The organism is Pseudoclavibacter sp. VKM Ac-2888 (assembly GCF_015351285.1).
Lineage (GTDB): Bacteria > Actinomycetota > Actinomycetes > Actinomycetales > Microbacteriaceae > Pseudoclavibacter.
Window position 1 is genome coordinate 1,591,469 of record NZ_JADKSM010000001.1, and the last position, 25,680, is coordinate 1,617,148.

General features: G+C 68.6%; 23 protein-coding genes. 4 read left to right on the top strand and 19 right to left on the bottom strand.

Going from position 1 to position 25,680, the window contains the following annotated elements:
- Positions 1-67: 67 nt before the first annotated feature.
- The 3 genes from sucD to ITJ61_RS07635 all read right to left on the bottom strand — a co-directional run bounded on the left by sucD (position 68) and on the right by ITJ61_RS07635 (position 4,779).
- A complete protein-coding gene (gene sucD / locus ITJ61_RS07625) occupies positions 68-952 on the bottom strand; it encodes a succinate--CoA ligase subunit alpha (RefSeq protein ID WP_068479974.1) in 885 nt (294 codons plus the stop codon).
- Between the two features lie 32 nt (positions 953-984).
- Positions 985-2,154 (bottom strand): ADP-forming succinate--CoA ligase subunit beta, encoded by a 1,170-nt coding sequence (gene sucC / locus ITJ61_RS07630; protein WP_104242588.1) that lies wholly within the window; start codon positions 2,152-2,154, stop codon positions 985-987.
- 165 nt (positions 2,155-2,319) lie between these two features.
- Positions 2,320-4,779: an ATP-dependent helicase gene (locus ITJ61_RS07635; RefSeq protein ID WP_104242799.1), complete on the bottom strand. Its 2,460-nt coding sequence runs from the start codon at positions 4,777-4,779 to the stop codon at positions 2,320-2,322.
- Between the two features lie 58 nt (positions 4,780-4,837).
- Here ITJ61_RS07635 and ITJ61_RS07640 point away from each other — a divergent pair, with 58 nt between their 5' ends.
- On the top strand, positions 4,838-5,794 hold the full coding sequence (locus tag ITJ61_RS07640; protein ID WP_104299413.1) for an aldo/keto reductase: 957 nt from the start codon (positions 4,838-4,840) through the stop codon (positions 5,792-5,794).
- Between the two features lie 122 nt (positions 5,795-5,916).
- On the opposite strand, the gene ITJ61_RS07645 is transcribed toward ITJ61_RS07640, so the two are convergent.
- The gene (locus tag ITJ61_RS07645) at positions 5,917-6,942 is read right to left on the bottom strand and encodes a glycerophosphodiester phosphodiesterase family protein (RefSeq protein ID WP_194685902.1); all 1,026 of its coding nucleotides are present in this window, start codon (positions 6,940-6,942) and stop codon (positions 5,917-5,919) included.
- Positions 6,943-6,980: 38 nt separating this feature from the next.
- Here ITJ61_RS07645 and ITJ61_RS07650 point away from each other — a divergent pair, with 38 nt between their 5' ends.
- Positions 6,981-7,400 (top strand): DUF3054 domain-containing protein, encoded by a 420-nt coding sequence (locus ITJ61_RS07650; RefSeq protein WP_104307153.1) that lies wholly within the window; start codon positions 6,981-6,983, stop codon positions 7,398-7,400.
- Positions 7,401-7,508: 108 nt separating this feature from the next.
- On the top strand, positions 7,509-8,387 hold the full coding sequence (locus ITJ61_RS07655) for a Bax inhibitor-1/YccA family membrane protein (RefSeq protein ID WP_194685903.1): 879 nt from the start codon (positions 7,509-7,511) through the stop codon (positions 8,385-8,387).
- 74 nt (positions 8,388-8,461) lie between these two features.
- Here ITJ61_RS07655 and ITJ61_RS07660 read toward each other — a convergent pair whose 3' ends face one another.
- The 9 genes from ITJ61_RS07660 to groES all read right to left on the bottom strand — a co-directional run bounded on the left by ITJ61_RS07660 (position 8,462) and on the right by groES (position 19,015).
- Positions 8,462-9,352, bottom strand: a complete 891-nt coding sequence (locus ITJ61_RS07660; RefSeq protein WP_228496624.1) for a hypothetical protein — start codon at positions 9,350-9,352, stop codon at positions 8,462-8,464.
- Positions 9,353-9,746: 394 nt separating this feature from the next.
- A complete protein-coding gene (gene guaA / locus ITJ61_RS07665) occupies positions 9,747-11,336 on the bottom strand; it encodes a glutamine-hydrolyzing GMP synthase (RefSeq protein WP_104242598.1) in 1,590 nt (529 codons plus the stop codon).
- Positions 11,337-11,391: 55 nt separating this feature from the next.
- Entirely contained in the window at positions 11,392-11,931 is a 540-nt protein-coding gene (locus ITJ61_RS07670) for a DUF3817 domain-containing protein (RefSeq protein ID WP_104242600.1), read from the bottom strand.
- A 5-nt stretch (positions 11,932-11,936) separates the two neighbouring features.
- Positions 11,937-12,887, bottom strand: coding sequence for an SURF1 family protein (locus ITJ61_RS07675; protein WP_104341430.1), 951 nt, complete (start codon positions 12,885-12,887; stop codon positions 11,937-11,939).
- Entirely contained in the window at positions 12,887-14,731 is a 1,845-nt protein-coding gene (locus ITJ61_RS07680; RefSeq protein ID WP_104242604.1) for a glycerol-3-phosphate dehydrogenase/oxidase, read from the bottom strand. The genes ITJ61_RS07675 and ITJ61_RS07680 overlap by 1 nt, the downstream gene beginning before the upstream one ends.
- A gap of 89 nt (positions 14,732-14,820) precedes the next feature.
- Complete coding sequence (locus ITJ61_RS07685) at positions 14,821-15,945, bottom strand: GuaB3 family IMP dehydrogenase-related protein (protein ID WP_104299419.1); 1,125 nt, start codon at positions 15,943-15,945, stop codon at positions 14,821-14,823.
- A gap of 81 nt (positions 15,946-16,026) precedes the next feature.
- Positions 16,027-17,532, bottom strand: a complete 1,506-nt coding sequence (gene guaB / locus ITJ61_RS07690) for an IMP dehydrogenase (protein ID WP_104242608.1) — start codon at positions 17,530-17,532, stop codon at positions 16,027-16,029.
- 117 nt (positions 17,533-17,649) lie between these two features.
- Positions 17,650-18,588, bottom strand: coding sequence for an EamA family transporter RarD (gene rarD / locus ITJ61_RS07695; RefSeq protein ID WP_258063883.1), 939 nt, complete (start codon positions 18,586-18,588; stop codon positions 17,650-17,652).
- Positions 18,589-18,721: 133 nt separating this feature from the next.
- Complete coding sequence (groES, locus tag ITJ61_RS07700; RefSeq protein ID WP_068479200.1) at positions 18,722-19,015, bottom strand: co-chaperone GroES; 294 nt, start codon at positions 19,013-19,015, stop codon at positions 18,722-18,724.
- A gap of 138 nt (positions 19,016-19,153) precedes the next feature.
- Here groES and ITJ61_RS07705 point away from each other — a divergent pair, with 138 nt between their 5' ends.
- Complete coding sequence (locus ITJ61_RS07705) at positions 19,154-20,344, top strand: THUMP-like domain-containing protein (RefSeq protein WP_194685904.1); 1,191 nt, start codon at positions 19,154-19,156, stop codon at positions 20,342-20,344.
- A 30-nt stretch (positions 20,345-20,374) separates the two neighbouring features.
- Here ITJ61_RS07705 and ITJ61_RS07710 read toward each other — a convergent pair whose 3' ends face one another.
- The 6 genes from ITJ61_RS07710 to tsaB form a co-directional block, all read right to left on the bottom strand.
- A complete protein-coding gene (locus tag ITJ61_RS07710) occupies positions 20,375-21,106 on the bottom strand; it encodes a hypothetical protein (protein ID WP_194685905.1) in 732 nt (243 codons plus the stop codon).
- Positions 21,107-21,207: 101 nt separating this feature from the next.
- On the bottom strand, positions 21,208-22,026 hold the full coding sequence (locus ITJ61_RS07715; RefSeq protein ID WP_194685906.1) for a DUF4190 domain-containing protein: 819 nt from the start codon (positions 22,024-22,026) through the stop codon (positions 21,208-21,210).
- Positions 22,027-22,182: 156 nt separating this feature from the next.
- Entirely contained in the window at positions 22,183-22,806 is a 624-nt protein-coding gene (locus ITJ61_RS07720; RefSeq protein ID WP_104242614.1) for a DUF4190 domain-containing protein, read from the bottom strand.
- A gap of 142 nt (positions 22,807-22,948) precedes the next feature.
- On the bottom strand, positions 22,949-23,485 hold the full coding sequence (locus ITJ61_RS07725) for a hypothetical protein (RefSeq protein WP_194685907.1): 537 nt from the start codon (positions 23,483-23,485) through the stop codon (positions 22,949-22,951).
- On the bottom strand, positions 23,482-25,062 hold the full coding sequence (gene tsaD / locus ITJ61_RS07730) for a tRNA (adenosine(37)-N6)-threonylcarbamoyltransferase complex transferase subunit TsaD (protein ID WP_194685908.1): 1,581 nt from the start codon (positions 25,060-25,062) through the stop codon (positions 23,482-23,484). Before tsaD ends, ITJ61_RS07725 begins: the two co-directional genes overlap by 4 nt.
- Complete coding sequence (gene tsaB / locus ITJ61_RS07735) at positions 25,062-25,670, bottom strand: tRNA (adenosine(37)-N6)-threonylcarbamoyltransferase complex dimerization subunit type 1 TsaB (protein WP_194685909.1); 609 nt, start codon at positions 25,668-25,670, stop codon at positions 25,062-25,064. Before tsaB ends, tsaD begins: the two co-directional genes overlap by 1 nt.
- Positions 25,671-25,680 lie beyond the last annotated feature (10 nt).

A 25,680-nucleotide genomic window follows, 5' to 3' on the forward strand; every position in this document is an offset into this window, starting at 1 on the left:
CAGCCCGTGTCTCCACGGGGCTGCAGCCCACTTCGTCGTGTGCAGAGCCGTGCTCTGCGGCTGCTCGCTAGAGCGCTGCGTAGACCTCGCGGAGGAGGTTGGCGGTCTCGGTGGGCGTCGTGCCGACGCGGACGCCTGCAGCCTCGAGGGCCTCCTTCTTGGCCTGCGCGGTACCAGCGGACCCGGTGACGATCGCGCCCGCGTGTCCCATGGTCTTGCCCTCAGGGGCGGTGAAGCCGGCGACGTAGCCCACGACGGGCTTCGTCACGTGCGCCTTGATGTACTCGGCGGCACGCTCTTCGGCGTCTCCGCCGATCTCGCCGATCATGACGATCGCCTTCGTGTCGGGGTCGGCCTCGAACGCCTCGAGGGCGTCGATGTGCGTCGTGCCGATGACGGGGTCGCCGCCGATGCCGATCGCGGTCGAGATGCCGAGGTCGCGGAGCTCGTACATCATCTGGTACGTGAGCGTGCCCGACTTGGAGACGAGGCCGATGGGGCCGGCGCCCGTGATGTTCGCGGGCGTGATGCCGGCGAGCGACTTCTCCGGGGAGATGATGCCTGGGCAGTTCGGGCCGATGAGGCGCGTCTTGCCGACGCTCTGCGCGTGCGACCAGGCTTCGGAGGAGTCCTTGACCGGGATGCCCTCGGTGATCGCGACGGCAAGCGGGATCTCGGCGTCGATGGCTTCGATGATGGCGTCCTTGGCGAAGGCCGGCGGCACGAAGATGACGGTGACGTTCGCGCCGGTGGCCTCGATGGCCTCCTTCACGGTGCCGAAGATCGGGAGTTCCTTGCCCGCGAGCTCGAGCGTCTGCCCGGCCTTGCGGGGGTTGGTGCCTCCGACGATGTTGGAGCCGGCCTCGAGCATGCGCGTGGCGTGCTTCGAGCCCTCAGAGCCGGTGATGCCCTGAACGATGATCTTGGAGTTCTCGTCGAGGAAGATCGACATTGTTGTTCCTTCTCTGCTTTTCTTCGGGCGACTCAGGCGCGGGCGGCGAGTTCGGCGGCCTTGTCGGCTGCCTCGTCCATGGTGGCGACGACGGTCACGAGGGGGTGGTTCGCCTCAGCGAGGATGCGACGACCCTCTTCGACGTTGTTGCCGTCGATGCGGACGACGATCTGCTTCGTGGCCGAGTCGCCGAGCGTGTTGAGCGCGCCCACGATGCCGTTGGCGACGGCGTCGCAGGAGGTGATGCCGCCGAAGACGTTCACGAAGACCGACTTGACCTGCTCGTCGCCGAGGATGACGTCGAGACCAGCGGCCATGACCTCAGCGGATGCTCCGCCTCCGATGTCGAGGAAGTTGGCGGGCTTCTGTCCGCCGTGCTTCTCGCCTGCGCCGGCGACGACGTCGAGCGTCGACATGACGAGGCCAGCGCCGTTTCCGATGATGCCGACGGAGCCGTCGAGCTTCACGTAGTTGAGGTCGTGGGCCTTCGCCTTGACCTCGAGCGGGTCGAGTCCGCCTGCTGCCTCGGCGAGCGCGACGTGGTCGGCGTGACGGAACTCGGCGTTCTCGTCGATCGTGACCTTGCCGTCGAGAGCGACGATGTCGCCGCCCTTGGTGAGGACAAGCGGGTTGACCTCGACGAGCGTCGCGTCTTCCTGGTTGTACACCTCGTAGAGTTTGACGAAGACGTCAGCGACCTTGGCGACGAGCTCTTCCGGGAAGTTCGCGGCGCGCGCGATCTCCTCGGCCTTGGCTGCGTCGATGCCGCGGATCGGGTCGACGGCCACGCGAGCGAGCGCCTCTGGCTTCTCGACGGCGAGCTGCTCGATCTCCATGCCACCCTCGACGCTCGCCATGGCGAGGTACGAGCGGTTGGCGCGATCGAGGAGCACGGAGAAGTAGAACTCCTGGTCGATGTCCGCGCCCTGCGCGATCATGACCTTCTCGACGATGTGGCCCTTGATGTCGAGGCCCAGGATGGCCTCGGCTGCGGTGAACGCCTCGTCGGGGGTCTTGGCGAGCTTGACGCCGCCAGCCTTGCCGCGGCCTCCGACCTTGACCTGTGCCTTGACGACGGTGACGCCGCCGATCTTCTCGGCTGCGGCCTTCGCCTCCTCGGGCGTGTAGGCCACGAGTCCCTGGAGAACTGGAACACCGTGGGCGTCGAATACATCTCGCGCCTGGTACTCAAAGAGATCCACGTTTCATCCCATCCGCGACGCGTCGTCGCGTTCGTTCGCCCGAGCCTTCGGATTCTCGCGCTCGAGCCTTCAGAATTTGCAGAGCGGACCGCATCGCCGGCAGGCAGTGTGTGCCCGCCGCCCGGCAAAACACGTCCGTCGTCCAGCCTAGTGCCAGCGGGGGCCTCAGTTGCCCAGCTTCTCGATCGGAGCGAGTTTCACGAGCAGCTTCTTGCGGCCGGCGCTGTCGAAGTCGACTTCAGCGATTCGCTTCGCCTCGCTGCCGAGGATCGCGCGCACGGTGCCCTCACCGAAGTCGACGTGCGTGATGCGGTCGCCGGCGACGAGCTCCATGCCGCTGTTGTCGCGCATCTGTCCGGTGACCTCGTTGATCCACTTCTGCTTCGGCTTGGCCTTCGGGGCGGTCTCGCGACCCGCGTCGGAGTCGCGGAAGCGCACGGCGCTGGAGAAGCCCGCACTGCCGGCGTCGGCGGCGCTGCGCCCGTAGCCGCCCGCGGTCCCGTACCCCTCGCTGCCGAGCGGCTTGCGAGCGGAGGCCACCGATCGCTGCTCGAAGCCGCCTCTGCCTGCGGCGGATCCCGGCGAGACCCTCCATTCGATGAGCTCGGACGGGATCTCCTGGAGGTAGCGGCTCGGCAGCGCGGCTGCCGTCTCACCGAACTGCGAGCGCATCATGGCGAGGGAGAGGTGCAGGCGCTTGCGTGCACGCGTGATGCCGACGTAGAAAAGGCGTCGCTCCTCAGCTGGACCGCCTGGCTCGTCTGCGGCGATGCGGTGGGGCAGCAGCTCCTCCTCGACTCCCGTGATGAAGACCGAGTCGTACTCGAGCCCCTTCGCGGTGTGGAGCGTCATGAGCACGACGGCCCCGGACTCGTCGATGAGGTCGTCGGCGGCTGCGACGAGGGCGACGTCGGTGAGGAAGTCGATGACGGAGCCGCCCGCGTTGTTCTTGTCGAACTCGGCGGCCACCGAGATGAGCTCCTCGACGTTCTCGGCGCGGGCCTCGTCTTGGGGGTTGCCGGTCTGCAGGAGCTTCTCGAGGTAGCCGGTGCCCTTGACGATGGTCTTCAGCGTCTGGCTCACCGTCTTGCGTCCGGTCGGCGCGTCGATGTCGAGGCCGGCGGTCGCGTCGTCGAGCAGCTTGGCGAGCTGCGCGATGGCACCCGTGACCTTCGGCCCGAGCCCGAGCTCGCCCGCGCGGCGCATGGCGTCGCGGAACGTGATGTCGTACCGGTTCGCGAAGTCCCAGATCGCGGTCTCCGTCGCCGGTCCGATCGACCGCTTCGGGGAGTTCAGGATGCGCCTCGTCGACATCTCGTCGGCCGGGTTGACGAGGGCTGTGAGGTACGCGATGAGGTCCTTGATCTCGGCGCGCTCGTAGAACTTCGTGCCGCCGACGAGGCGGTAGGGCACGGCGGAGCGGATGAAGATCTCCTCGAGCGCGCGCGTCTGCGCGTTGGTGCGGTAGAAGACGGCCATGTCGTTGTAGCTCTGGCCGGCGTCGCGGAGCTTGTGGATCTCATCCGCGACGAACTGCGCCTCGTCGTGGGCGGAGAAGCCAGTGAAGCCGACGATCTTCGCCCCCTCGCCTCCGTCGGACCACAGCTTCTTGTCGACGCGGTCGAAGTTGTTGCGGATGACCGCGTTGGCGGCCGAGAGGATGTTCTGCGTGGAGCGGTAGTTCTGCTCGAGGAGCACCACCTTCGCGTCGGAGAAGTCGCGCTCGAACTCGCTGATGTTGCGGATGTCCGCGCCGCGGAAGGCGTAGATCGACTGGTCGGAGTCGCCGACGACCGTGAGCGAGGCCCCAGGGATGCCGCCGTTCGCGTCGAGTTCCATCCGGGTGTCGTGCGGCACGTGCTGCGGCTCCACCGAGCGCGTGAGCTCACGGATGAGCGAGTACTGGGCGTGGTTCGTGTCCTGGTACTCGTCGACCAGCACGTGGCGGAACCGGCGCTGGTACTGGGCCGCGACGTCGGGGAAGGCGCGGAGCATCCACACCGTCTGCGAGATGAGGTCGTCGAAGTCGAAGGCGTTGGCGCGACGCAGCGACTGGGTGTACTGCCGGTAGATGTCGAGGAACATCGCGTCGCGCGGGTCGCTCATGTTGGCCTGGCGGGCGAAGCCGTCGACATCGGTGAGCTCGTTCTTCAGCTTCGAGATGCGCGACTGCACGCTTGACACGGTGAAGCCGAGCACGTCGGCCTCGAGGGCCTTCACGATGCGCTTGATGAGGGCCTTCGAGTCGGCCGAGTCGTAGATCGTGAAGCTCGTCGTGAAGCCGAACTTGTCGGCCTCCCGGCGCAGGATGCGCACGCAGGCCGAGTGGAACGTGGAGATCCACATGCCATCCGCTGCACCTCCCACGATGTGCTGGATGCGCTCGCGCATCTCGGCGGCGGCCTTGTTGGTGAAGGTGATCGCGAGGATCTGGCTCGGCCAGGCCTCACGGGAGGCGATGAGACCGGCGATGCGGTGGGTGAGCACCCGCGTCTTGCCGGAGCCCGCGCCCGCCACGATGAGCAGCGCGGGGCCGCGATAGGTGACGGCTTCCTTCTGTTGCGGATTGAGTCCGTCGAGGAGGTCGTTTTCAGAGGGATCGAAGACAGGTGGCAGTAGCGTCATGACTCGTTGATTGTAGGTGCGGCCACCGACATCGCGGAGGCCGCGGAAGGGAATCACCTTGACCACGCAGCTCTCCCCCGCCCGACGCGCGCTCGGCGGGACGCTCTCCGTCTCTCCCGTCGCCCTCGGCGGCAACGTCTTCGGCTGGACGGCCGACCGCGACGAGTCGTTCGCGATCCTGGACGCCTACGTCGAGGCCGGCGGCAACTTCATCGACACCGCTGATGTCTACTCTGCCTGGGTTCCTGGCAACTCGGGCGCGGAATCCGAGACCATCATCGGCGAGTGGCTCCGCTCGCGCGGTCGCCCGGAGGATCTTGTCATCGCGACCAAGGTCGCGCAGTTCGCGAAGCGGCCGGGTCTCAGCGCCGACAACGTTCGCGCTGCCGTGGACGACAGCCTCGAGCGCCTCGGTGTCGAGCGGATCGACCTCTACTACGCGCACCGCGACGACCCGGAGACGCCCATCGCCGAGACCGCCGCCGTGTTCTCCGAGCTTGTCGACGCCGGCAAGATCACGGCCATCGGCGTCTCGAACTACTCGCCGCCTCGGCTGCGCGAGTGGCTCGCGGCGGTCGAGAACGGTCGCCTGCACCAGCCGACGGCCCTGCAGCCCGAGTACAACCTCCTCGAGCGCGACATCGAAGGCGAGCTGCTGCCGCTGGCCCGCGAGGCCGGCATCGGCGTCGTCCCGTACTTCGCGCTGGCGCACGGCTTCCTGACCGGCAAGTACCGCAGGGACGTCGAGGTCGAGTCGGCCCGCGCGAGCTCGGTCGAGCAGTACCGGAACGACCACGGCTACGCGATCGCGGATGCGGTCGCCACCATCGCGAAGAGCCACGACACCCAGCCGGGCACCGTGGCGCTCGCGTGGCTCGCCGCTCAGCCCGGCGTCGTGGCGCCGATCGCAAGCGCGCGCACGGCCGCGCAGCTGCCGCTCATCACGGACGCCTTCACGCTCAAGCTCAGCGACGACGAGCTGAAGACGCTCGACAGGGTCTCCGCGAAGGCCTGACTCCCGACCCGAGCGCCAGAGAGGTGCGAGAGATGCAGGCTCCCCGCACCGGGAGCCTGCATCTCTCGCACCTCTGTCGTCTGGCACCTCTGTCGCCTGGCGCTTCTCTCGTCTGGGCTGCCTCACCGAGTCGGGTGGAGTTCGTCGATCAGCGCTCGGACACGACCGGGCGCATCCGCGAAGACCCCGTCGACGCCGGTCCGCAGGATGCCGCGCCAGTAGGCCTCCGGTCTGCCCGCGAGCGCGGGAGGCAGGAAGTGGTCCTCTGGCCGCAGCGTCCACGTGAACACCCGCAGGTCCCTCGCGTGGGCGCGGCCGACCAGGCTCAGCCCCGCTTCCGGATGCACCGCGCCTGCCTCATCCGCGATCCCGAGCAGCAAGTGGCTTGGGCTGATGCCGTCCGCCCACTCCGCGACCGCGTCCAGCCCCCGGTCGGTGAGATCGCTCGCGTAGTCGAGAGCCACAGCGCCGTCTCGGACCCGCCGGTCGTCGGGAACGCCCTCGCTGTCGATGAGATAGACGAGGGATGCCCCCTCGGCCACGCCGCGTCGCCGCACCTCGCGCAGCACCTCCCCTTCGAAGCTCTCGAGCACGAGGGCGTCGAGCACGGGCGAGCCCCAGAGACCGGCGAGCTCCCTGTCGAGGAGCTCGACGAGGTCGAAGCCGAGCGCACGGAACCAGCTCGCGTGCTTGAGCTCGATCACGAGGCGAGGCCGCTGGCCCGCGTTCGTCCGCCGCTTGGCGAGGAGCTCGACGAGCTCGCGGAGCCGGAGCATCGGCAGCTGCCCGTCGAACGCGGTGTTCGCAGGGCGGAGGCCCGGGATTCGCTCCACAGCGTTCAGCGTGCGCAGCTGCTCCCACGTGTAGTCGTGGGCGAACCAGTCGGTGACCGTGCCGTCCGGCGTCCACGCTCGCCGAGCGGGGCCGAACTCGGCGGCTCTCGCCCCGATGTCGGTGCTCTCGCCGAGCAGGGGCTCATGCCGCACGAGGAGCACCCCGTCGCGGGTCGGGACCACATCCGGCTCCAGCGCGTCGGCCCCCTGCCGCAGGGCCAGGAGGTAGCCGTCGATGGTGTGCTCAGGGAGATGGGCTGGAGCCCCTCTGTGGCCGATGAGGAGAGGCGAGGTCTGGTGAATGGGCGCGTTCACGCGCGCAGTATGTCGTACCCCGGCGTACCGTTGGTGTCATGCGGCGTACACGTTCGATCTATCGCGCTGGCGGCGGCTACGCGCTCCCACTCATCGTGGATCTCCTGCTCGTCGTGGTCTTCGCGGTCATCGGGCGCATGAGTCACTCCGAGGGGCTGTCCCTGGCCGGCATCGTGACCACGGGCTGGCCGTTTGTGCTCGCGCTCCTGGTCGGCTGGGTGCTCGTGACGCTGTTCAGGTGGAGGCCGTGGCGTCCGCTCCCGTCTGGAGCGTTCATCTGGGTCGTCACCGTCGGTGGCGGCATGCTGCTTCGCCTCCTCGTCGGAGACACGGCGGAGACGGCGTTCGTCGTGGTCGCATCGATCGTGCTCGGCGCGTTCCTGCTGCTCCCGCGCATCCTCCTCGGCACGGGTCGGGATGCAGGTGCGAGCGCACCTCGCTCGCCGAGTGTCCGCTGACGGCGCACAGCTCCAGGCTGGATTCACGAACTCTTTCGCTAGAATCCCGGCAACCCCGTCTACGGCGGGCATCTTGACCTTCGAGACAGAACGGACTCACGGACAGCCATGGCGAATTCCGCGCTAGAACGCAACCCTTACTTCAACGGGGAGGCACGCAGGCAGCACGGCCAACAGTTCGGCCAGGCGCCCACCGCTCCCCAATTCGGGAGGGCGCAGTCCGCGCCGACACACGGTCAGCAGCCTCCCGCGCCCCTCACGGCCGAGCAGCTGAACGCGCAGTTCCAGGCACCCCCTGCGAGCCCCGACCAGATGGACCGGATGTCCTACGAGGACACCATCGCCAAGACCGCGGGCCTCTTCGGCATCGTGCTCGTCGCGGCAGCGGTCGCGTGGTTCGTCCCCCTGCTGATGATCATCGGCGCCATCGGCGCCCTGGTGCTCTCGCTGGTGCTGGCGTTCCAGCGCGAGCCGAAGACCGGCCTCATCTTCGCCTTCGCGGCGGCTGAGGGCCTCCTGGTCGGCGGGCTCTCCTCGATCCTCGAGCAGCTGTACCCGGGCATCGCCATGCAGGCCGTCCTCGCGACGTTCTCCGTGGTCGCCGTGACGCTCGTGCTGTTCCGCTTCGGCAAGGTCCGCACCTCGCCCCGTATGACGAAGATCGTGCTCGTCGCCATGCTCGGCTACGCGCTCTTCTCGCTCATCAACTTCGGCATGATAATGTTCGGCTTCCAGAGCGCTGCCGGCCCCTGGGGCATGCGCTCCATGGAGGTCTTCGGCATCCCGCTCGGCGTCATCCTCGGCATCTTCGCTGTCCTCATGGGCGCGTACATGCTGGTCATGGACTTCGAGCTCATCAAGAACGGCGTCGAAGGCGGAGCTCCCCGCAAGTACGGCTGGATCGGTGCCTACAGCCTCGTCTCGACCGTCGTCTTCATCTACGTCGAGATCATCCGCGTCCTCGCGATCCTGCGCGGCAACAACTAGCGCAGCACGTCGTCGAAACACAGAATGGCCGCTCCTTCCGGAGCGGCCATTCTGTCGTTCGGGCGGGCTTGCGGCTACCGCCGCGCAGGCAGCGTCCGGTCGTCGATCCCCGCTTCCGGGTCGATGTCGAGGAGGTAGAGCTCGTCCTCGGAGACGAGACGATTGCGCACGGCGTAGTCGACGAGGCGAGCGCGCCGGTTGGTCGCGTACGAGCGTGCCCCTCCCCGGAGCCCCTCGACGCCGACGCGGTCGAGCTTCTCGCAGACATTGTCGAGCTTGCGGTTGAAGGCGGTGACGGTCCAGCCGAGCCGCTCAGCTGCTCGGGCGCTCGTGGGGATGTCGCCGAGCCCCTTCTCACCTCGAAGCAGCACCGATTCGCAGAGGGCGAGGAGCAGGAGCCGCTGCGCGGGCGTCAGCGCGATGTGGCTGGCCTCGCGTCCTGGAGCCTCCACCGTGGAGCCGGAGCCTGCGGGAAGGTCCATGTAGACAGGTGAGACCGCGTGGATCTTCACCTCGTAGTGGCGCTCGCCCGCCGAGAAGTGGATGCTCGTGCGCTCGAAGACGACCGGGATCCGCCCGCCAGGGAGGAGCCTGGCCTGCACTCGCCCAGAGCCGTCGACGACGCTGAGCGTCATCCTCGTGCCGATGTTGGCCACGAACCAGAGCCCGTCCTTCGCGGCGATGCGCAGGAGCTTGCGGTGCAGGAACGGGTTGGCGTCGAGCCGGATGTCGGCGTCGCGACCGATCTCGATGTGCTCCCCGGGCATGACGGAGACCCACTGACCCTGGTACTCGACGGAGACACCGTGATCGGGATTCACCTCTGCGAGCTGATTCGCGGCGTCCTGGAGGAGCGCGTGGTCCACGAGGTGGCCGGACGGCAGCTCCTCTCGTGGCAGGGATGGGAGCACGCCCGTCTCTGCCGGTACCTGGGGGTGCGGATCGGTGGGGAATCGTGGCGCCATGTCGCGAACTCTCTGAACTGAAGGGGAACTTGCCAGTCGTGAATTACCCCAACCATGCCACTACCCAACGACCTTGGCCAGCAACATCTTTCGCCGTGGAGTGTGCCTTTTCACGAGCGTGGAGCCAAAAAATCCCGATTCGAAAATCCGGAATCGACCACCGAAAAACCGAAAACCTTTCGTCTACTCCGTTTTTGACCTCTACTACCAGGCATTTATGTCCGGGCACAATTGCCCGGAGGTTTTTCACCCCGCGTATCGCCCTCGGAGGGTCACCATCGTGGGCTCGACGAACGCCGCCACAAAAGTGCGCAGATCTCTCACCAGATGGCACAAAATGAACGAACGGGGATGCACATGGTGCATCCCCGTCCGCCTCAGCCCTCGTCGAGAGCTACTCCCACTCGATGGTCCCCGGCGGCTTCGACGTCACGTCGAGCACAACCCGGTTCACGTCGTCGACCTCGTTCGTGATGCGGTTCGAGATGCGGGCCAGCAGGTCGTACGGCAGGCGGGTCCAGTCGGCCGTCATGGCGTCCTCGCTCGACACGGGACGCAGCACGATCGGGTGACCGTAGGTGCGCCCATCACCCTGCACGCCCACCGAGCGGACATCGGCGAGCAGGACGACCGGGCACTGCCAGATCTCCGTGTCGAGGCCCGCGGCCGTCAGCTCCTGACGTACGATCGCGTCGGCTTCGCGGAGCAGGTCGAGCCGCTCCTGGGTGACCTCGCCGATGATCCTGATGCCGAGGCCAGGGCCAGGGAATGGCTGACGTGCGACGATCGGCTCGGGAACACCGAGCTCGCGGCCGACCGCACGCACCTCGTCCTTGAACAGCGTGCGCAGCGGCTCGACGAGCTCGAACTGCATGTCCTCGGGGAGGCCGCCGACGTTGTGGTGGCTCTTGATGTTCGCGGTTCCGGTGCCGCCGCCCGACTCGACCACGTCGGGGTACAGGGTTCCCTGGACGAGGAAGCGGATGCGCTCCCCCGATTCCTGGGCCTCCTTGATGAGGTCGACCTCTGCCTGCTCGAAGCTGCGGATGAACTCACGCCCGATGGCCTTGCGCTTCGCCTCGGGATCCGTGATGCCCGCGAGCGCCGTGAGGAACTGCTCTCGCGCATCCACGGTCACGAGGCGCACGCCGATCGCATCGACGAAGTCCTCCTCGACCTGGCGGCGCTCGTCCTGACGGAGAAGGCCGTGGTCGACGAAGACGCACGTGAGCTGGCTGCCGACGGCCTTGTACACGAGGGCGGCTGCGACCGCCGAGTCGACACCGCCGGACAGTCCGCAGATGACCTTGGCGTCGCCGACCTGCTCGCGGATGCGCGCGACCTGCTCGTCGATGACCGAGGCGGGCGTCCAGTCGCTCGGGATGCCAGCCGCACGGTGCAGGAATCCCTCGATGAGTGCCTGGCCGTGCTCAGAGTGCAGCACCTCGGGGTGCCACTGCACGCCGTAGAGCCCTCGCTCGGTGTTCTGGAAGGCCGCGACAGGCGTGTCCTCGGTCGTCGCGAGCACCGTGAAGCCCTCGGGGGCGCGCGCCACCGAGTCACCGTGGCTCATCCAGACGGTCTGGTCGCCCGGCTGGCCGTCGAGGAGCGTCGAAGCTCCGGCCTCGAGCTTGACCGCCGTCGAGCCGTACTCGCGACGGCCAGTCTTCGCGACCTCGCCGCCGAGCTGCGTCGCCATGACCTGGAATCCGTAGCAGATGCCCAGCGTCGGAACGCCGAGCTCGAGGATGCCGGAGTCGAGGGAGGGTGCCTCCTCCGCGTACACGCTGGAGGGGCCGCCGGAGAGGATGATGCCGACGGGGTTCTTCTCGGCGACCTCTTCTGCCGAGATCGTGTGCGGCACGATCTCCGAGTAGACGCTCGCCTCGCGGACGCGCCGCGCGATGAGCTGCGCGTACTGCGCGCCGAAATCGACGACGAGCACTGGGCGCTGGTCTGTGGCCTGCTGGTCGGTGGTTGCCATGGACACCTTTCGGGTGGTGCGGAGAGAACTCGGTGCGACTGCGGTGGTGTGGGGGCTACTTCGTGCGGCGCTGGTGCTCGGAGAGCGACTGCTGCACATCGGCGTCGAGCTGTTCGCGTTCTGCCTCGCTCAGGCTGGCCTCGAACGCACGCAGCTGCTGCTCCTCGCCGGCTTCGGCGAGTCGCTGCTCTTCGCGGAGCACGAGGTCGCGCTTCGCCCGGCGCGACATGAACCACTCCGTGATGAACGACAGGAACGGGACGATGCCGCCGGCAGCCATGGCGATCAGCCACACGATGGGCCAGCGCATCTGCTGCCACAGCACATACGAGGCGATGAGGTACACGACGTAGAACCAGCCGTGGACGATGAGCACCCAGAGGCTCAGGTTGAGCGCCGTCGTCGTGTCCTCCTGGACCAGCGCGATGACCCCGAACGGGCCGAACGCCTCGACCTCGAGGTGGAAGACGTACTTGAGGAACATCTCGACGCACAGCAGCAGGAGGAGAATGCCGGTCACGTAGGCCGTCACCTGATAGAAGCGGAGCGCCCGTCGGAAACCGGGGTTGGCAGTCAGGAGGGCGTCGTGAGGCATGACCTCTAGTCTAGGCGAACGGCCTCGCGCTTCGTTCGCTCGTCCAGCATGGCCTTCAGCCGGTCGCGCCTGAGCTGCTCGGCCAGCACACTGGGAGCCTCGGCGGCCTCACGTCGCTCCTTCTCGTATTCGTCCCGAGCGAGGCGCCACCACATGAAGATCGCGAACCCCGCGAAGAGCACCCACTCGATGGCGTAGAAGATGTTCAGCCAGTTCAGCTGCGGGGCCTCGAGCGCCTGCGGCGTGATCGCGTCGAGCGGGGCGGCACTCGCGGACTCCCCGAGGACAGCCTGCATCGACGCCTCATCGAGGCTCACGTAGATGCCGTAGTTCTGGGCCGCCGGTTCCACCCAGCGGTTGATGAGGTGCGTCGGGGCCATGGAGATGAGCGCCTGCGCGTCTTCGCCGCGATTCACCTGCGGCGCCTGGCCGTACTCGAGTCTGCCGGAGAGCGGAAGCTCTGCGCCTCGCCCCGAGCCCTGCAGCGCCGTGACGAGCTCCCGAGCGGAGGCCTCGTCCTCGGTCCACCCGAGCGCGACGGCGAGACCCGGTGCGACAGCGGCATCCGAGGATGCGCCGGCCTCGTCGTCGGTGACGGCGACGTGCCCGATTACCCAGTAGCCGAGCAGTTCGCCCTGGAGACGATCGGCGACGACATCGAAGTCGCGCGCGTCCACAGTGCCCTCGAACGTCACCTGACGCCCGACGGCGGCATCGGCCACCCGCTCCTGGGGCTGAGCCAGCTCACCGAGGCCGACGGGAGGCTGCGTGGCCTCCTCGGCGACGGTGCGACCGTGCTCCAGCGACAGGAACGCGGACTCCAGCTGCCAGCGCCCGAGCCACGCGAAGATCGACGCGACGACGAGGGCGAGCGCAAGGACACCCAGCCACTTGGGGCGTACAAGCACTCGACCCATCGACGGCGGCGCGGCCTGGGCGCGGACAGCTGCGGACATTACGACTTCTGAGCGTCCTTCGACTCCGCCTTGACGGTTGCCGCCTCGACGTCGACGGTCTCGTCGACCTCGATCATCGGCAGCGACGGGGCCGTGCCGAACGGCGTGTTGTCGCCGGCGTGACCCAGCACGGAGTCGATGTCAGGCGCCTCGAGGCGGATGCGGTCCGCCGACTCGTCGTCGGGCTGCTCCTGGCTCGCGAGCTCCGCTGCGACGCGCTCGACGTAGGTGTCGATCTCGCGCTGCGTGCGCTCCTCGTCCCAGCCGAGAGCTTCCGCCATGAGCCGCGCGGCGACGGGCGCGGCCGAGATGCCGCGGTCCCACGCCTCGATCGAGATGCGCGTGCGTCGCGCGAGCACGTCGTCGAGGTGCAGGGCACCCTCGTGCGTCGCGGCGTACGTGATCTCCGCCTGCAGGTAGTCGTCGGCACCCGGCATCGGCTCGGCCAGCTGCGGGTTCTGGCGGATGAGGTCGAGGATCTCGTCCGTCAGGGTTCCGTAGCGGTTGAGGAGGTGCTCGATGCGCACGCGGTGGAGGCCGAAGGCGCGGGCGATCTTGCCGCGGCGGTTCCAGGCGGCCTTGTAGCCGACGGCGCCGAGCAGCGGGATGTCCTTCGTCGTGGAGGCGGGGATCTTGCCGTCGAGGGCGTCGGCCGCGGCGTCGATGGCGTCCTGCGCCATGATGCGGTAGGTCGTGTACTTGCCGCCGGCGATGAGCACGAGGCCCGGCACCGAGTGCGCCACCATGTGCTCGCGCGAGAGCTTCGACGTCTCCTCCGACTCGCCGGAGAGCAGCGGGCGGAGCCCGGCGTACACGCCCTCGACATCGGCACGCGTGAGCTTCACCGCGAGGACCTCGTTGACGTGCTCGAGGATGTAGTCGATATCGGCGGCCGTCGCTGCCGGGTGCGCCTTGTCGAGCTTCCAGTCGGTGTCGGTCGTGCCGATGATCCAGTGACGGCCGTTCGGGATGACGAAGAGCACGCTCTTCTCCGTGCGCAGCAGGAGGCCTGACGCGGACTGGAACCGGTCGCGTGGGACGACGAGGTGCACGCCCTTGGACGCGCGGACGCGGAACGACGCGCGCTCGCCGACCATCTTGTTCGTGTCATCGGTCCACACGCCGGTCGCATTGACGACCTGCTTGGCGCGGATCTCGAACCGCTCGCCGGTCTCGAGGTCGACGACCTGCGCGCCGACGACGCGCTGTCCGACCTTCAGGAAGCCCTCGACGCGCACTCGCGGAGCGACGTGCGCCCCGTAGAACGACGCGGTGCGGGCGAGAACGGCGACGAAGCGAGCGTCGTCGACGCCGGCGTCGTAGTACGTGAGACCGCCGGAGAAGGCGTTCTTGGAGAGCCCAGGCGACATCTTCGCGACCTGGCCGCGGGTGTAGTGGCGGTGCATCGGCACGCCGGGACGCACCTCGCCGGTCTTCGCGAAGAGGTCGTACATGAGCATCCCGGCCCCGATGTAGAACCGCTCGAGCGGGTTCTTCAGCGGGTAGAGGAAGCGGATGGGCTTGACCAGGTGCGGCGCGAGGCGCTGCAGCAGCAGGCCGCGCTCGAGCAGCGCCTCGCGCACGAGCCCGAAGTCCATCTGCTCGAGGTAGCGGATGCCACCGTGGATGAGCTTCGACGAGCGGCTGGACGTGCCGGACGCGAAGTCCCGCGCCTCGACCATGCCGACGCTCAGGCCGCGCGTGACGGCGTCGAGCGCCGCACCTGCGCCGACCACGCCGCCACCGACGACGAGCACGTCGAGGTTCTTGGTCTTGAGGGACTCGATAGCCGCCGCGCGTTCCTGGGGGCCGAGCTTGTCGCTTCGAGAGACGCTGTTCGCCATAACCTGCTCCTCGTTCTCAGTTGCTGCTTGTGGGGGAAGTCTGGACGCTCAACCTTCGGCCAAGCCGTCAGGCGGCTCAGTCGTCCTGATCAGGCGGTCGGCGTGTAGGGCGCGACGACCATCTCGGCTCGCTGGAACTCTTTGAGCCCCGAGTAGCCGGTCGTCGCCATCGAGTGGCGGAGCGCGCCGGTGAGGTTCGAGATGCCGTCGGCGCTCTCGGCGGGGCCGGCGACGATCTCCGCCATGGGCGCGACCTGGCCGACCTGCACGCGGTTGCCGCGCGGGAGCTTCTCGTGGCGTGCCTCGGCACCCCAGTGCCAGCCGCGACCCGGAGCGTCGGTGGCACGCGCGAGCGCGGCACCGATCATGACGGCGTCCGCGCCTGATGCGATGGCCTTCACGAGGTCGCCGGAGGTGCCGATGCCGCCGTCGGCGATGACGTGCACGTAGCGTCCGCCGGACTCGTCGAGGTAGTCGCGGCGCGCGCCAGCGACGTCGGCGATGGCCGTCGCCATGGGTGCGTGGATGCCGAGCACCCGACGGGTGGTCGAGGCCGCTCCCCCGCCGAAGCCGACGAGCACTCCAGCGGCACCGGTGCGCATGAGGTGCAGCGCTGCCGTGTAGGTCGCCGCACCGCCGACGATGACGGGAACGTCGAGCTCGTAGATGAACTGCTTGAGGTTGAGCGGCTCCTGGTTGCGAGACACGTGCTCTGCGGAGACGGTCGTGCCGCGGATGACGAACAGGTCGGTGCCTGCCTCGAGCACATCGTCCATGAACTGCTGCGTGCGCTGCGGGGAGAGTGCGCCGGCGGCCGGCACTCCGGCCTCGCGGATCTGCTGCAGGCGCTCCTTGATGAGCGTGCCCTTGACCGGCTCCCGGTAGATCTCCTGCAGCTTGGCCGTCGCCTGCTTCGCCGGCAGATCAGCGATCTGCGCGAGCAGCGGGGCCGGGTCGTCGTAGCGAGTCCACAGGCCCTCGAGGTCGAGCACGCCGAGGCCGCCGAGCTTGCCGAAGCCGATCGCGGTCTCGGGCGACATCACCGAGTCCATAGGGGCTGCGATGAGCGGGATATCGAACGTGAATGCGTCGATCTTCCACGTGATGGACACGTCCTCCGGGTCACGGGTTCGCCGCGATGGCACGATGGCCACATCGTCGAAGGAGTACACGCGGCGGGCTCGCTTTGCGCGGCCGATCTCGATCTCAGTCACCTGCCTAGCCTAGCCCTCCGCGGTGCTCGCTGCTGCGGCGCGGCGGCGGGGAGACCCCGACCCGCCGCGCCGATCAGGCTGCTAGCGACGGTAGTTGGGGGCTTCCGAGACCATCTGCACATCGTGCGGGTGGGACTCCTTCAGCCCTGCCGGAGTGATCCGCACGAAGCGGCCCTTCTCCTTGAGCTCCGCGACGGTGCGAGCGCCGACGTAGAACATCGACTGGCGCAGGCCGCCTGTGAGCTGGAACACCGACTGGCGGATCGAGCCGCGGTACGCGACCTTGCCCTCGATCCCCTCGGCGATGAGCTCGTCATCGCTCGGCACGTCCGCCTGGAAGTAGCGGTCCTTCGAGTACGAGGTGCGCTCGCCGCGCGACTGCAGGGCGCCGAGAGATCCCATGCCGCGGTAGCTCTTGAACTGCTTGCCGTTGACGAAGATGAGGTCGCCCGGCGACTCGTCGGTGCCCGCGAGCAGCGATCCGACCATGACTGCGGATGCGCCGGCGACGAGCGCCTTCGCGATCTCGCCCGAGTACTGCAGGCCGCCGTCCGCGATGACCGGCACGCCAGCCGGGGTCGCGGCGAGCGACGCCTCGTAGACGGCCGTGATCTGGGGGACGCCGACTCCCGCGACGATGCGCGTCGTGCAGATGGAGCCAGGACCGACGCCGACCTTGACGGCGTCGGCACCCGCATCCACGAGCGCCTGAGCGCCCTCGCGGGTCGCGACGTTGCCGCCGACGACCTGCACGTGGCCCATGACCGGGTCGCTCTTGAGGCGGCGGATCATGTCGAGCACGCCGGCCGACTGGCCGTTCGCCGTGTCGACGACGAGTACGTCGACACCGGCAGCCACGAGGCGCTCCGCGCGCTCCCAGCCGTCGCCGAAGAAGCCGATCGCCGCGCCCACGCGCAGGCGCCCGGCGTCGTCCTTCGTCGCGTTCGGGTACTTGTCGCTCTTGTCGAAGTCCTTCACCGTGATGAGGCCGGCGAGCTTGCCCTCGTCGTCGATGAGCGGCAGCTTCTCGATGCGGTGCTTGCCGAGGAGCTTGTAGGCGTCGTCACCGGAGATCCCGACGGGACCGGTCACGAGGCCCTCGCCCGTCATGACCTCGTGCACGCGGGTCGTGCGCTTCTCCGACTCGGGAACGAAGCGCATGTCCCGGTTGGAGATGATGCCGACGAGCTTGCCCGTCTCCTCGTCGACGACCGGCAGGCCGGAGACGCGGTACTGCCCGCAGATCTCATCGACCTCCGCGACCGTCGCGTTGGGAGTCGTCGTCACCGGATTCGTCACCATGCCGGACTCGGAGCGCTTCACGCGATCGACCATCTCGACCTGGTCGTCGATCGACAGGTTGCGGTGCAGGATGCCCATGCCACCCTGGCGCGCCATGGCGATCGCCATGCGGGCCTCCGTGACCGTGTCCATCGCCGCCGAGACGAGCGGGACGCGCAGGGTGATGCCGCGCGTCAGCCGTGTCGTCGTGTCGACCTCAGACGGGATGACGTCGGTGTGCCCGGGAAGCAGCAGCACATCGTCGTAGGTCAATCCGGTGAAGCCAAAGGGGTCCGACTCGGTCATTACGCTCCAGGAGGTATCTGGGATGCGCCGTTCGGCGGCATCCTCGTGCATCGGGAAACAGCTCAGTGGTGATGGAACAGCGAGGACCCCGGACGCATTCCCGGGACCCTCAGCTCATCAGCCTCGTGTCGGTGGACCGAGTTCGTCCGCGACCGAGGGAATCTTGGCGCCAAGTCTAGCCGTGCGCACGAGGTCGATCGTGAAGAGGATGAGGGCGACCCAGACGATCGCGAACCCGATCCAGCGCTCGAGCGGCATGGGCTCCGAGAAGACCGCCACGGCGAGCACGAACTGCAGGATCGGCGCGATGTACTGCATGAGTCCGAGCTCGATGAGGCGCAGCCTCCTGGCGGCCGCCGCGAACAGCAGAAGCGGCACGCTCGTGACGACGCCCGCGAAGAGCAGGACGCCCGTGTTGACCGCCGACACGGAGCCGAAGGTGATGCCGCCCCCGAAGAGCACCGTCCAGAGCAGGCAGATCGCGCCGATGGGCATGATGAGCGTCGTCTCGACCGCCAGTCCGGAGAGCGCATCCGCCTGGACCCCCACCCGCTTCTTCACGAGCCCATACAGCCCGAAGGTCATGGCGACGCCCAGGCCGAGCCACGGGATGCGGCCGTAGCCGAGCGAGATCACGAGCACGGCGAGGAGAGAGAGCCCGACGGCGACCCACTGCAGGGGCCTGAGCTTCTCGCGGAGGAAGACCAGCCCGAGCGCGACGGACACGATCGGGTTGAGGAAGTAGCCGAGCGCGGCGTCGAGAGTGTGGCCTGTCGCGACCGCCTGCACGTAGAACAGCCAGTTCGCCGACACCAGGACCCCGGCGATGCCGAGGCCGAGCACGACCCGCTTCTTCGAGATGAGCTCCCGGAACGGACGCCAGGCCCGCATGACGAGCACGCCGAGCAGGCAGAACACGACGCTCAGGATGATGCGCCACGCGATGAGCTCCACGGGCGTCGTGGGAGCGGTCGCCACGACGTAGAGGGGCATGAAGCCCCAGAGCGCGTACGCGCTGAACGCCAGCCAGAGGCCGGACCGAGGAGATTCCGTCACCTCGAGATCGTACGCCCGACGTCGGGCCCCTGGAACACGAATGGCGCCCGACCCCGAGGGGTGGGCGCCATGCGCGATGCTGCTCCTGCAGATGAGACCGCCCGAACCGGCTCGGCCTCAGAAGGTCAGGAGACTAGACGATCTTCGCGAGGATGTCGCGAGCGGAGAGCACAAGGAGCTCCTCGCCGCCGTACTTGACCTCGGTTCCGCCGTACTTGGAGTAGATGACCTTGTCGCCGACCACGAGGTCGAGCGGCACGCGGTTTCCGTTGTCATCGATGCGGCCGGGGCCGACTGCGACGACTTCGCCCTCCTGGGGCTTCTCCTTGGCGGTGTCCGGAATCACAAGACCCGAAGCCGTGGTCTGCTCGGCTTCGACCTGCTTGATGACGATGCGATCCTCGAGCGGCTGAATGTTCACCGACACGGTTGACCTCTTTCTCAGCGATAGGAAGTTCAGAATTAGCACCCTCCCCATGAGAGTGCTAACTCAGAGTGTAGGGGCCAGGCGGCGACGACTGCAACGCGGCGACGTCTCGTGGCGTACGCCGGTAGCGTAGTGCTGGTGCAACGCGACGAACTCCTGGCCCTCCTCACACCGGAGGCGATGACCCTGCTCGACGACGCGCCGCCCGTCGAGTCGGCGGGAGACGCGCTCGCCCTCGTGACGAGGCTGCGCGCGGCAGGAGGGTCCGCGGACGTCGTCGCCGCCGTCGTCACGCAGGCGAAGCTCCGGCGGCGAGCATCCGCCAAGTTCGGCCCGTTCGCCGAGCGGATGCTCTTCACCGACGCTGGCCTGCAGCAGGCGACGCGTCTGCAAGTCGCGGCGCACCACGCGAACCGGTTCAGGCAGGCCGGCGCCGTGAGCGTGGCCGACCTCGGCTGCGGGATCGGCGCGGACTCCATGGCTTTCGCATCGCTCGGCCTCGAGGTCACCGCGTTCGACGTCGACGAGGTCACGGCTGCTATCGCGGCCCACAACCTGGCCCCGTTTCCGAACGCGCAGGTCAGGCACGAGCGCGCCGAGGAGGTGGACCTGGATGCCTTCGATGCGCTCTGGTTCGACCCGGCCCGCAGGACAACAAACGGCGGGAGCACGGCACGCCACTTCGATCCGGCGGATTGGAGCCCATCCCTCGACTTCGTCTTCGCCGCAGGCCGCGAGCGCCCGACGGGCATCAAGCTGGGACCGGGGATCGACCACGCGTACCTCCCGGAGGACGCGGAGACGCAGTGGGTGTCCTCCAACGGCGACCTCGTCGAGGCGACGGTATGGATGCACGGCACGGCGAGGGCGGGCATCCGCCGCTCGGCTCTCGTGATCAGCAGGCATGGCACCGCCGAGCTGACGACCGGCGAGGACGTCCGGGACGCGGACGTCGCTGCGCTGGGCGCCGTGCTCTACGAGCCGGACGCGGCGATCATCCGCGCCCGCCTCATCGGCGACCTCGCACGGTCGCTCGAAGCGTCGATGATCTCAGAGAGCATCGCGTGGATGACCGGCGAGCACTTCACGCCGACGCCGTTCGCGAGCGCGTTCTCGGTCCGAGAGGTGCTGCCCCTGCATGCATCGTCGCTCAAGGGCGAGCTGCGGAAGCGAGGCATCGGCGTGCTCGAGATCAAGAAACGGGGGGTCGACATCGACCCTGCGGAGTTCAGGCGGAAGCTCTCGCTCAAGGGAGACGCGTCCGCGGTGCTCATCCTCACGAGGATCGGCGACAAGCGCGTCGCCATCCTCGCCGATCGGCTCAGCTGAGGCCAGCCGAGCCGTCGGCGCGTCTCGTGCCTAGACGACCAGCACCACGACCAGCGTCACGATGGCGAGCAGGACCGCGAGGCCACCCGCCACGAGGCCCACGACGGCAAGGGTGCGTCCGAGGCCCTTCGGGGCGCGAAGCCCGGCGATTCCGAGCCCGACGGCGCCGAGACCGAGCACCAGGGCCACGATGTACGCCCACCCGGGAAGCAGGAGGAGGAGCAGCGAGAGCGCGCCGAGCGCCACGCCGATGATCCCGAGCACCGGCGCAGGAGCCTTCGGCTGCTGGCCGTATCCCTGCACGCCGAACTGCTGGCCGGGCTGCTGCCCGAACTGCCCCTGCTGCGGAGCACCGTGCTGCGGCTGCCCGAACTGCCCCTGCTGCGAGGCGCCGTACTGGGGCTGCCCGAACTGATCCTGTTGCGGGGCGCCGTACTGCGGCTGCCCGTACTGGTTCTGCTGCGGCTGGCCATAGCCCTGCTGCGCCGGAGCCTGCTGCTGACCGGACGGCTGCTGAGCGCCATAGCCAGAGTACCCAGGCTGCTGCTGGCCGTAACCGCCGTCAGCCGGGCCATACCCGGGCTGCTGCTGGCCGTACTGCTGATCGTTCTGCTGCCCGTACTGCGGCTGAGACTGCCCGTACGACCCCTGGCCGTACTGGCCCTGGCCGGGCTGCTGCGCGCCGAAAGGGGGCTGGCCGGTCTGCGACTGGCCGTTCTGGTGGGGCTGCTGCGGGTACTGGGGGCCGTTCGGGTCAGACATGGTGTCCTTCTCAGTCGTCGACAAGGCTGCAGGTGCTGAACAAGCTTAGAGTGCGGGCGGATGCATCCACCCGCACTCCTGCCAGTTCTTGCAGCGGGTGGTCAGTATCCGTAGGACGACATGTCGCCGATGAACATGGCGGCGACGACGATGCCGATGATCGCCACGATCACCGACAGCACGATGGCTGCGATCGAGACCCAGAGGCCCCAGACGCGCAGCGGGCCGGCCTGCGGCTCCCGCGACTTGGCCATGATGGCGCAGACCAGACCTGCGATACCGAGGGGAAGCCCGAGGAACGCCGTGACGAAGGTGAGCAGGATACCCGCACCGCCGAGGGAAAGCGCGACGATGCTGAGCGTGCGCTTGGGAGCAGCGGACTGCGCCGGGTAACCGGGCGTCGCGTATCCCTGCGGCGCCCCATAGCCCTGCGGCTGCCCCTGCGACTGCGGAGCGCCGTATGCCGGAGCTGCGCCGGCGGGAGCCTGGCTCGCGGATGGAGCCTGACCGTAGGGAGCTGCGCCCGGTGCCGCGGCTGGCTCGCTCGGCGGCGTGTAGCTCACCGAACCGGATGCTGCGGGCGGCGTGGAGCCACTGCCGGATGACGAGGGAGCTGAGTAGTCGGTGCCGGATGCCGAAGGCGCCGAGTAGTCGGAGCCAGAGCCAGGCGCGGCCGACGGCGTGTACCCGCTGCCCGACGCTGAGGGTGCGGAGGAGTCGGAGTACGGCGCGGCCGGGGTCGAAGCGTCGGTGCCCGAGACGGAGGGCGGCGTGTAGTCGGTGCCGGTGGCTGCCGGGGCGGAGTAGTCGACCGACTCAGCAGGCGGCGTGTAGGCGGCCGGTGCCTCGTACTGGGGAGGTGTGCTGTCGTCCTCCGGGAGCCGTGGCTTGTCACCTGGGGTTGCGTTGCTGTCGCTCATTGCGGAGCTCCTTCCGGTTCAGCCGATTTCGCGGCGGTTGAGGCTGGTGTTCACGTGCGTGGAGCAAGCGGCGACGCCTTCAGTGGCGCACGCCCATGTCCTAGGTTCCCAGGGTTTGACTGGGAACCGTCACACAAGGTTCAGGAAAGACCACGCTCAGTAAGAGCTGAGGCCTCCGAGCAGTCCGATTCCCCCGAAGAAGAGGAGGGCGAGGACAAGCAGGAGCAGGAGCCCGAAGACCGAGATGAAGCCGAGCACGATGGCGGTGATGGCGAGCGCCCGTCCGCGCGGCTCGCGACGCAGCGCGATGAAGCCGCACACGATGCCAGCGATCCCGACCATCCACCAGACGAACTGGAGGATGGGGATCAGCGAGACGAAGAACGACCCTCCGCTCAGACACAGGGCCACGACGCTCAAGGTCAGCGTCCCGGCACCGGCCGGTCGAGGTGCCGTGTACGGCGCCTGGACGTAGGGCGTCACCGGATAGGCGAGGTGCTGCGAGGGGGCCGCCTGCGCCGCGTTGCCGCCAGGGCCCCAGCTGTCGCTCGGCGCGGTGTGGCCGTAGCCGGCGTCCTGGCCGTAGCCCGAATCCTGGCCGTAGCCGAAACCCTGCCCGTAGCCCGGATCCTGCCGGTAGCCCGAGTCGTGACCGGAGCCGTTCCCGTTGCCGGCCCCGGGGGTGTCGCCTCGCGCTTCCCACGGCTCGCCGACGGGCTGCGCGGCGACGTTCGGGGCCGGTATCCGCTCGACGGGGCCATCTGGTGTCGACCAGGTCATGTCCGCTCCTTTCGAGAGGTGATGAGATGCTCCAACGTTACGGCGACCTGCTCAACGGCACGTCATCCCCATGGCCTCGGCCTCGTCATCCCGCAGGATGACTTCCAACCTCGCGGGGCACGGCGGTTGCTGGAGCGCGGACTCAGGCGACGACGAAGGCGAAGCCAATACAGCCCGCGACCGCCGCCACAGCGAGCACGAGCGCGAGCACCCAACCGCGGTGGCGCCGCCCCAGCACCGCGAGCAGGAGTGCGACCGCGCCGAGACTCGCCCCGAGGTACAGGGGCCAGAGCGGCGAGGGGGTCACGGATGCGGAGAGCGCGAGGGCCAGGACCGCCGCGGCAAGCGAGAGCAGCACGGAGACGATGACCGCGAGGCGACTGAGCCCGAGCGCAGGAGGCGCCGGTGCCGTCGCGGCGCGAGCGGACGCAGGAGCCATCGCGGTCTCCTGCACGTGCGCGACGGCCGGGTCGATGTCCCGGTCATTCTCCGGACTCCGGCGCTCCTCGGACCGGGGCGCAGAGCTCTCCACGGCCGGAGCCGACTTCTCCTGACCCCGCGAGCGCGGGGTGAGAGCCGAGTAGGCGGCGTTGCTGGTGTCATCGACCGGGGTGCGGTCGATCGGGGGAAGCTCCACGGGCTTGCGCGGCGGCAGCTTCGGCTGATCGGGTGCTGTCATCGGTGCTCCCCCAGAGCTGGTCTCTCCTGCGGCGCAGGCTGCGTGGCCACCGGAAGCGTCGAGTCCGCCGCGAAGTCGAGCGGGGACGGAGGCTTGCCGGCAGCGACGAGCATCGCGCCGACGGCTGCGATCATCGCCCCGTTGTCGGTGCAGAGCCGAAGCGGGGGGATGCGCAACTCGATGCCGGCGGCAGCGCACCGCTCCTCCGCGAGCTCACGCACGCGCGCGTTCGCGGCCACTCCCCCGCCGAGCACGAGGCGGGGGACGCCGAGGGCAGTGCAGGCCGCCACCGCCTTCGCCGTCAGCACGTCGGCGACGGCCTCGCGGAAGCTCGCCGCGACATCGGCGACCGGCACCGGCTCCCCCGCGTCCTCCTTCGCCTCGACCCAGCGGGCCACGGCGGTCTTGAGCCCCGAGAAGGAGAAGTCGTAGCGGTGCCGCTCGAGGTCCTTCGGCTTGGTGAGCCCGCGCGGGAACCGGATCGCCTTCGGATCCCCTCCGGCAGCGGCCTTGTCGATCTCGGGTCCCCCCGGGTAGGGCAGGCGCAGCAGTCGCGCCACCTTGTCGAACGCCTCTCCAGCCGCATCGTCGATCGTCTCGCCGAGCTGCTCCACGTCGTCGACGAGGTCGCGAACGTGCAGGAGGGACGTGTGCCCACCCGAGACGAGCAGCGCCACCGCTGGCAGCTTGAGCTGACCCACGTCGTCGCGCAGGACGTCAGCGGCGACGTGACCCACGAGATGGTTCACGGTGTAGAGCGGGATGCCGGTGGCGACGTGCAGGGCCTTCGCCGCAGCCGTTCCGACCATGAGCGCACCAGCGAGGCCAGGTCCCTGGGTGACGGCGATCGCGTCGAGGTCCTCGAGCGAGACTCCGGCCGTCTCGAGCGCCGCCGAGATGGTCGGCACGATCGCGTCGGCGTGGGCACGTGCGGCGATCTCGGGAACGACGCCACCGAAGATGGCGTGCTCGTCCATCGAGGAGGCGACCTCGTTGGCGAGCAGCACCCGACCCCGGACGATGCCGACACCCGTCTCGTCACACGACGATTCGATGCCGAGCACAAGCGGCTCTCTGCGAGCACCGGCCGCGACACGAGCCTCGGCGGACGTCCGCACGCCCGGCAGCTGTCCGCGCATCACGATCGCATCCACGCCCTCTCTCGGGTAGTACTTGGGTCGGCGCCCGATCTCCTCGAAGCCGAGCCGCGAATAGAGGGCACGAGCCGCCTCGCCGTTCTCGCGCACCTCGAGGAACACCTGCTTCGCGCCTCGCCCTTCGGCCCACGCGAAGAGCTCGGCCAGCATCCGGGTGGCCCATCCGCCGCGCCGCAGCCGCTCATCGACGGCGATGGTCTGCACATCAGCCTCACCACCACCCTGGAGAGCCATGACGCCAGCAGCCGCCAGGATCTCGCCGCTCGCGGCGTCCTCGACGACCACGTATCGCGTGTGCTCGCTCTTGACCTCGCCAGCGAGCATCGAGGGCGACCACGGGTCGAGCGGGAAGGCGGCCTCGTCGAGACGCACCATCGAGGGGATGTCCTCGTGCGAGGCATCGCGCAGCACGGCGCGCATCAGCCGGTCACCCGCTTCGGGCCGTTGGACGGCACCGCGTCGGCACCCCGCAGGTACAGAATCGTATTGGCCTCGGCTTCGAGCCCCTGCACCTCGCGGTCGAGCCAGGCGAGCGCGAGGTGAGCGGCCGAGATGGTCCTCGTATCGAAGCGGTGGTCGGCAGCGGGGACGGCATTAGGCCGGTGCAGCTCTGAGCTGCTCGCAACGAGCAGCCCCTGCTCGTACCGCGAGCAGGCGAGCTCCCCCCGGCGGGCATCCGTCGTGACCAGCAGATCGCCGGCAGCCTCCGGATGCTCCGCGCGCCACTCGTGGGCCGCGGCATCATGGCTGGGCATCGGGATGAAACGCGCGGCGCGTGCGAACGCGAACGTGCGCGCGGCGGCCACGCCGACACGCAGCCCCGTGAAGGGGCCCGGACCCATTCCACCGACGACCTGCGTGACGTGCTGCGGAGAGAGCCCGGCCTCTGCGAGCACCTCCGCGATCGCCACGCCGACCACCTCAGCATGGTGTCGAGTGTCGGCGGTGCGCCGTTCTGCGAGCACCCGGCCGTGCGGGGTGACGATCGCGACATCCGTGCCCGCTGACGTATCGATCGCTAAGAGCATGCGAGTGATT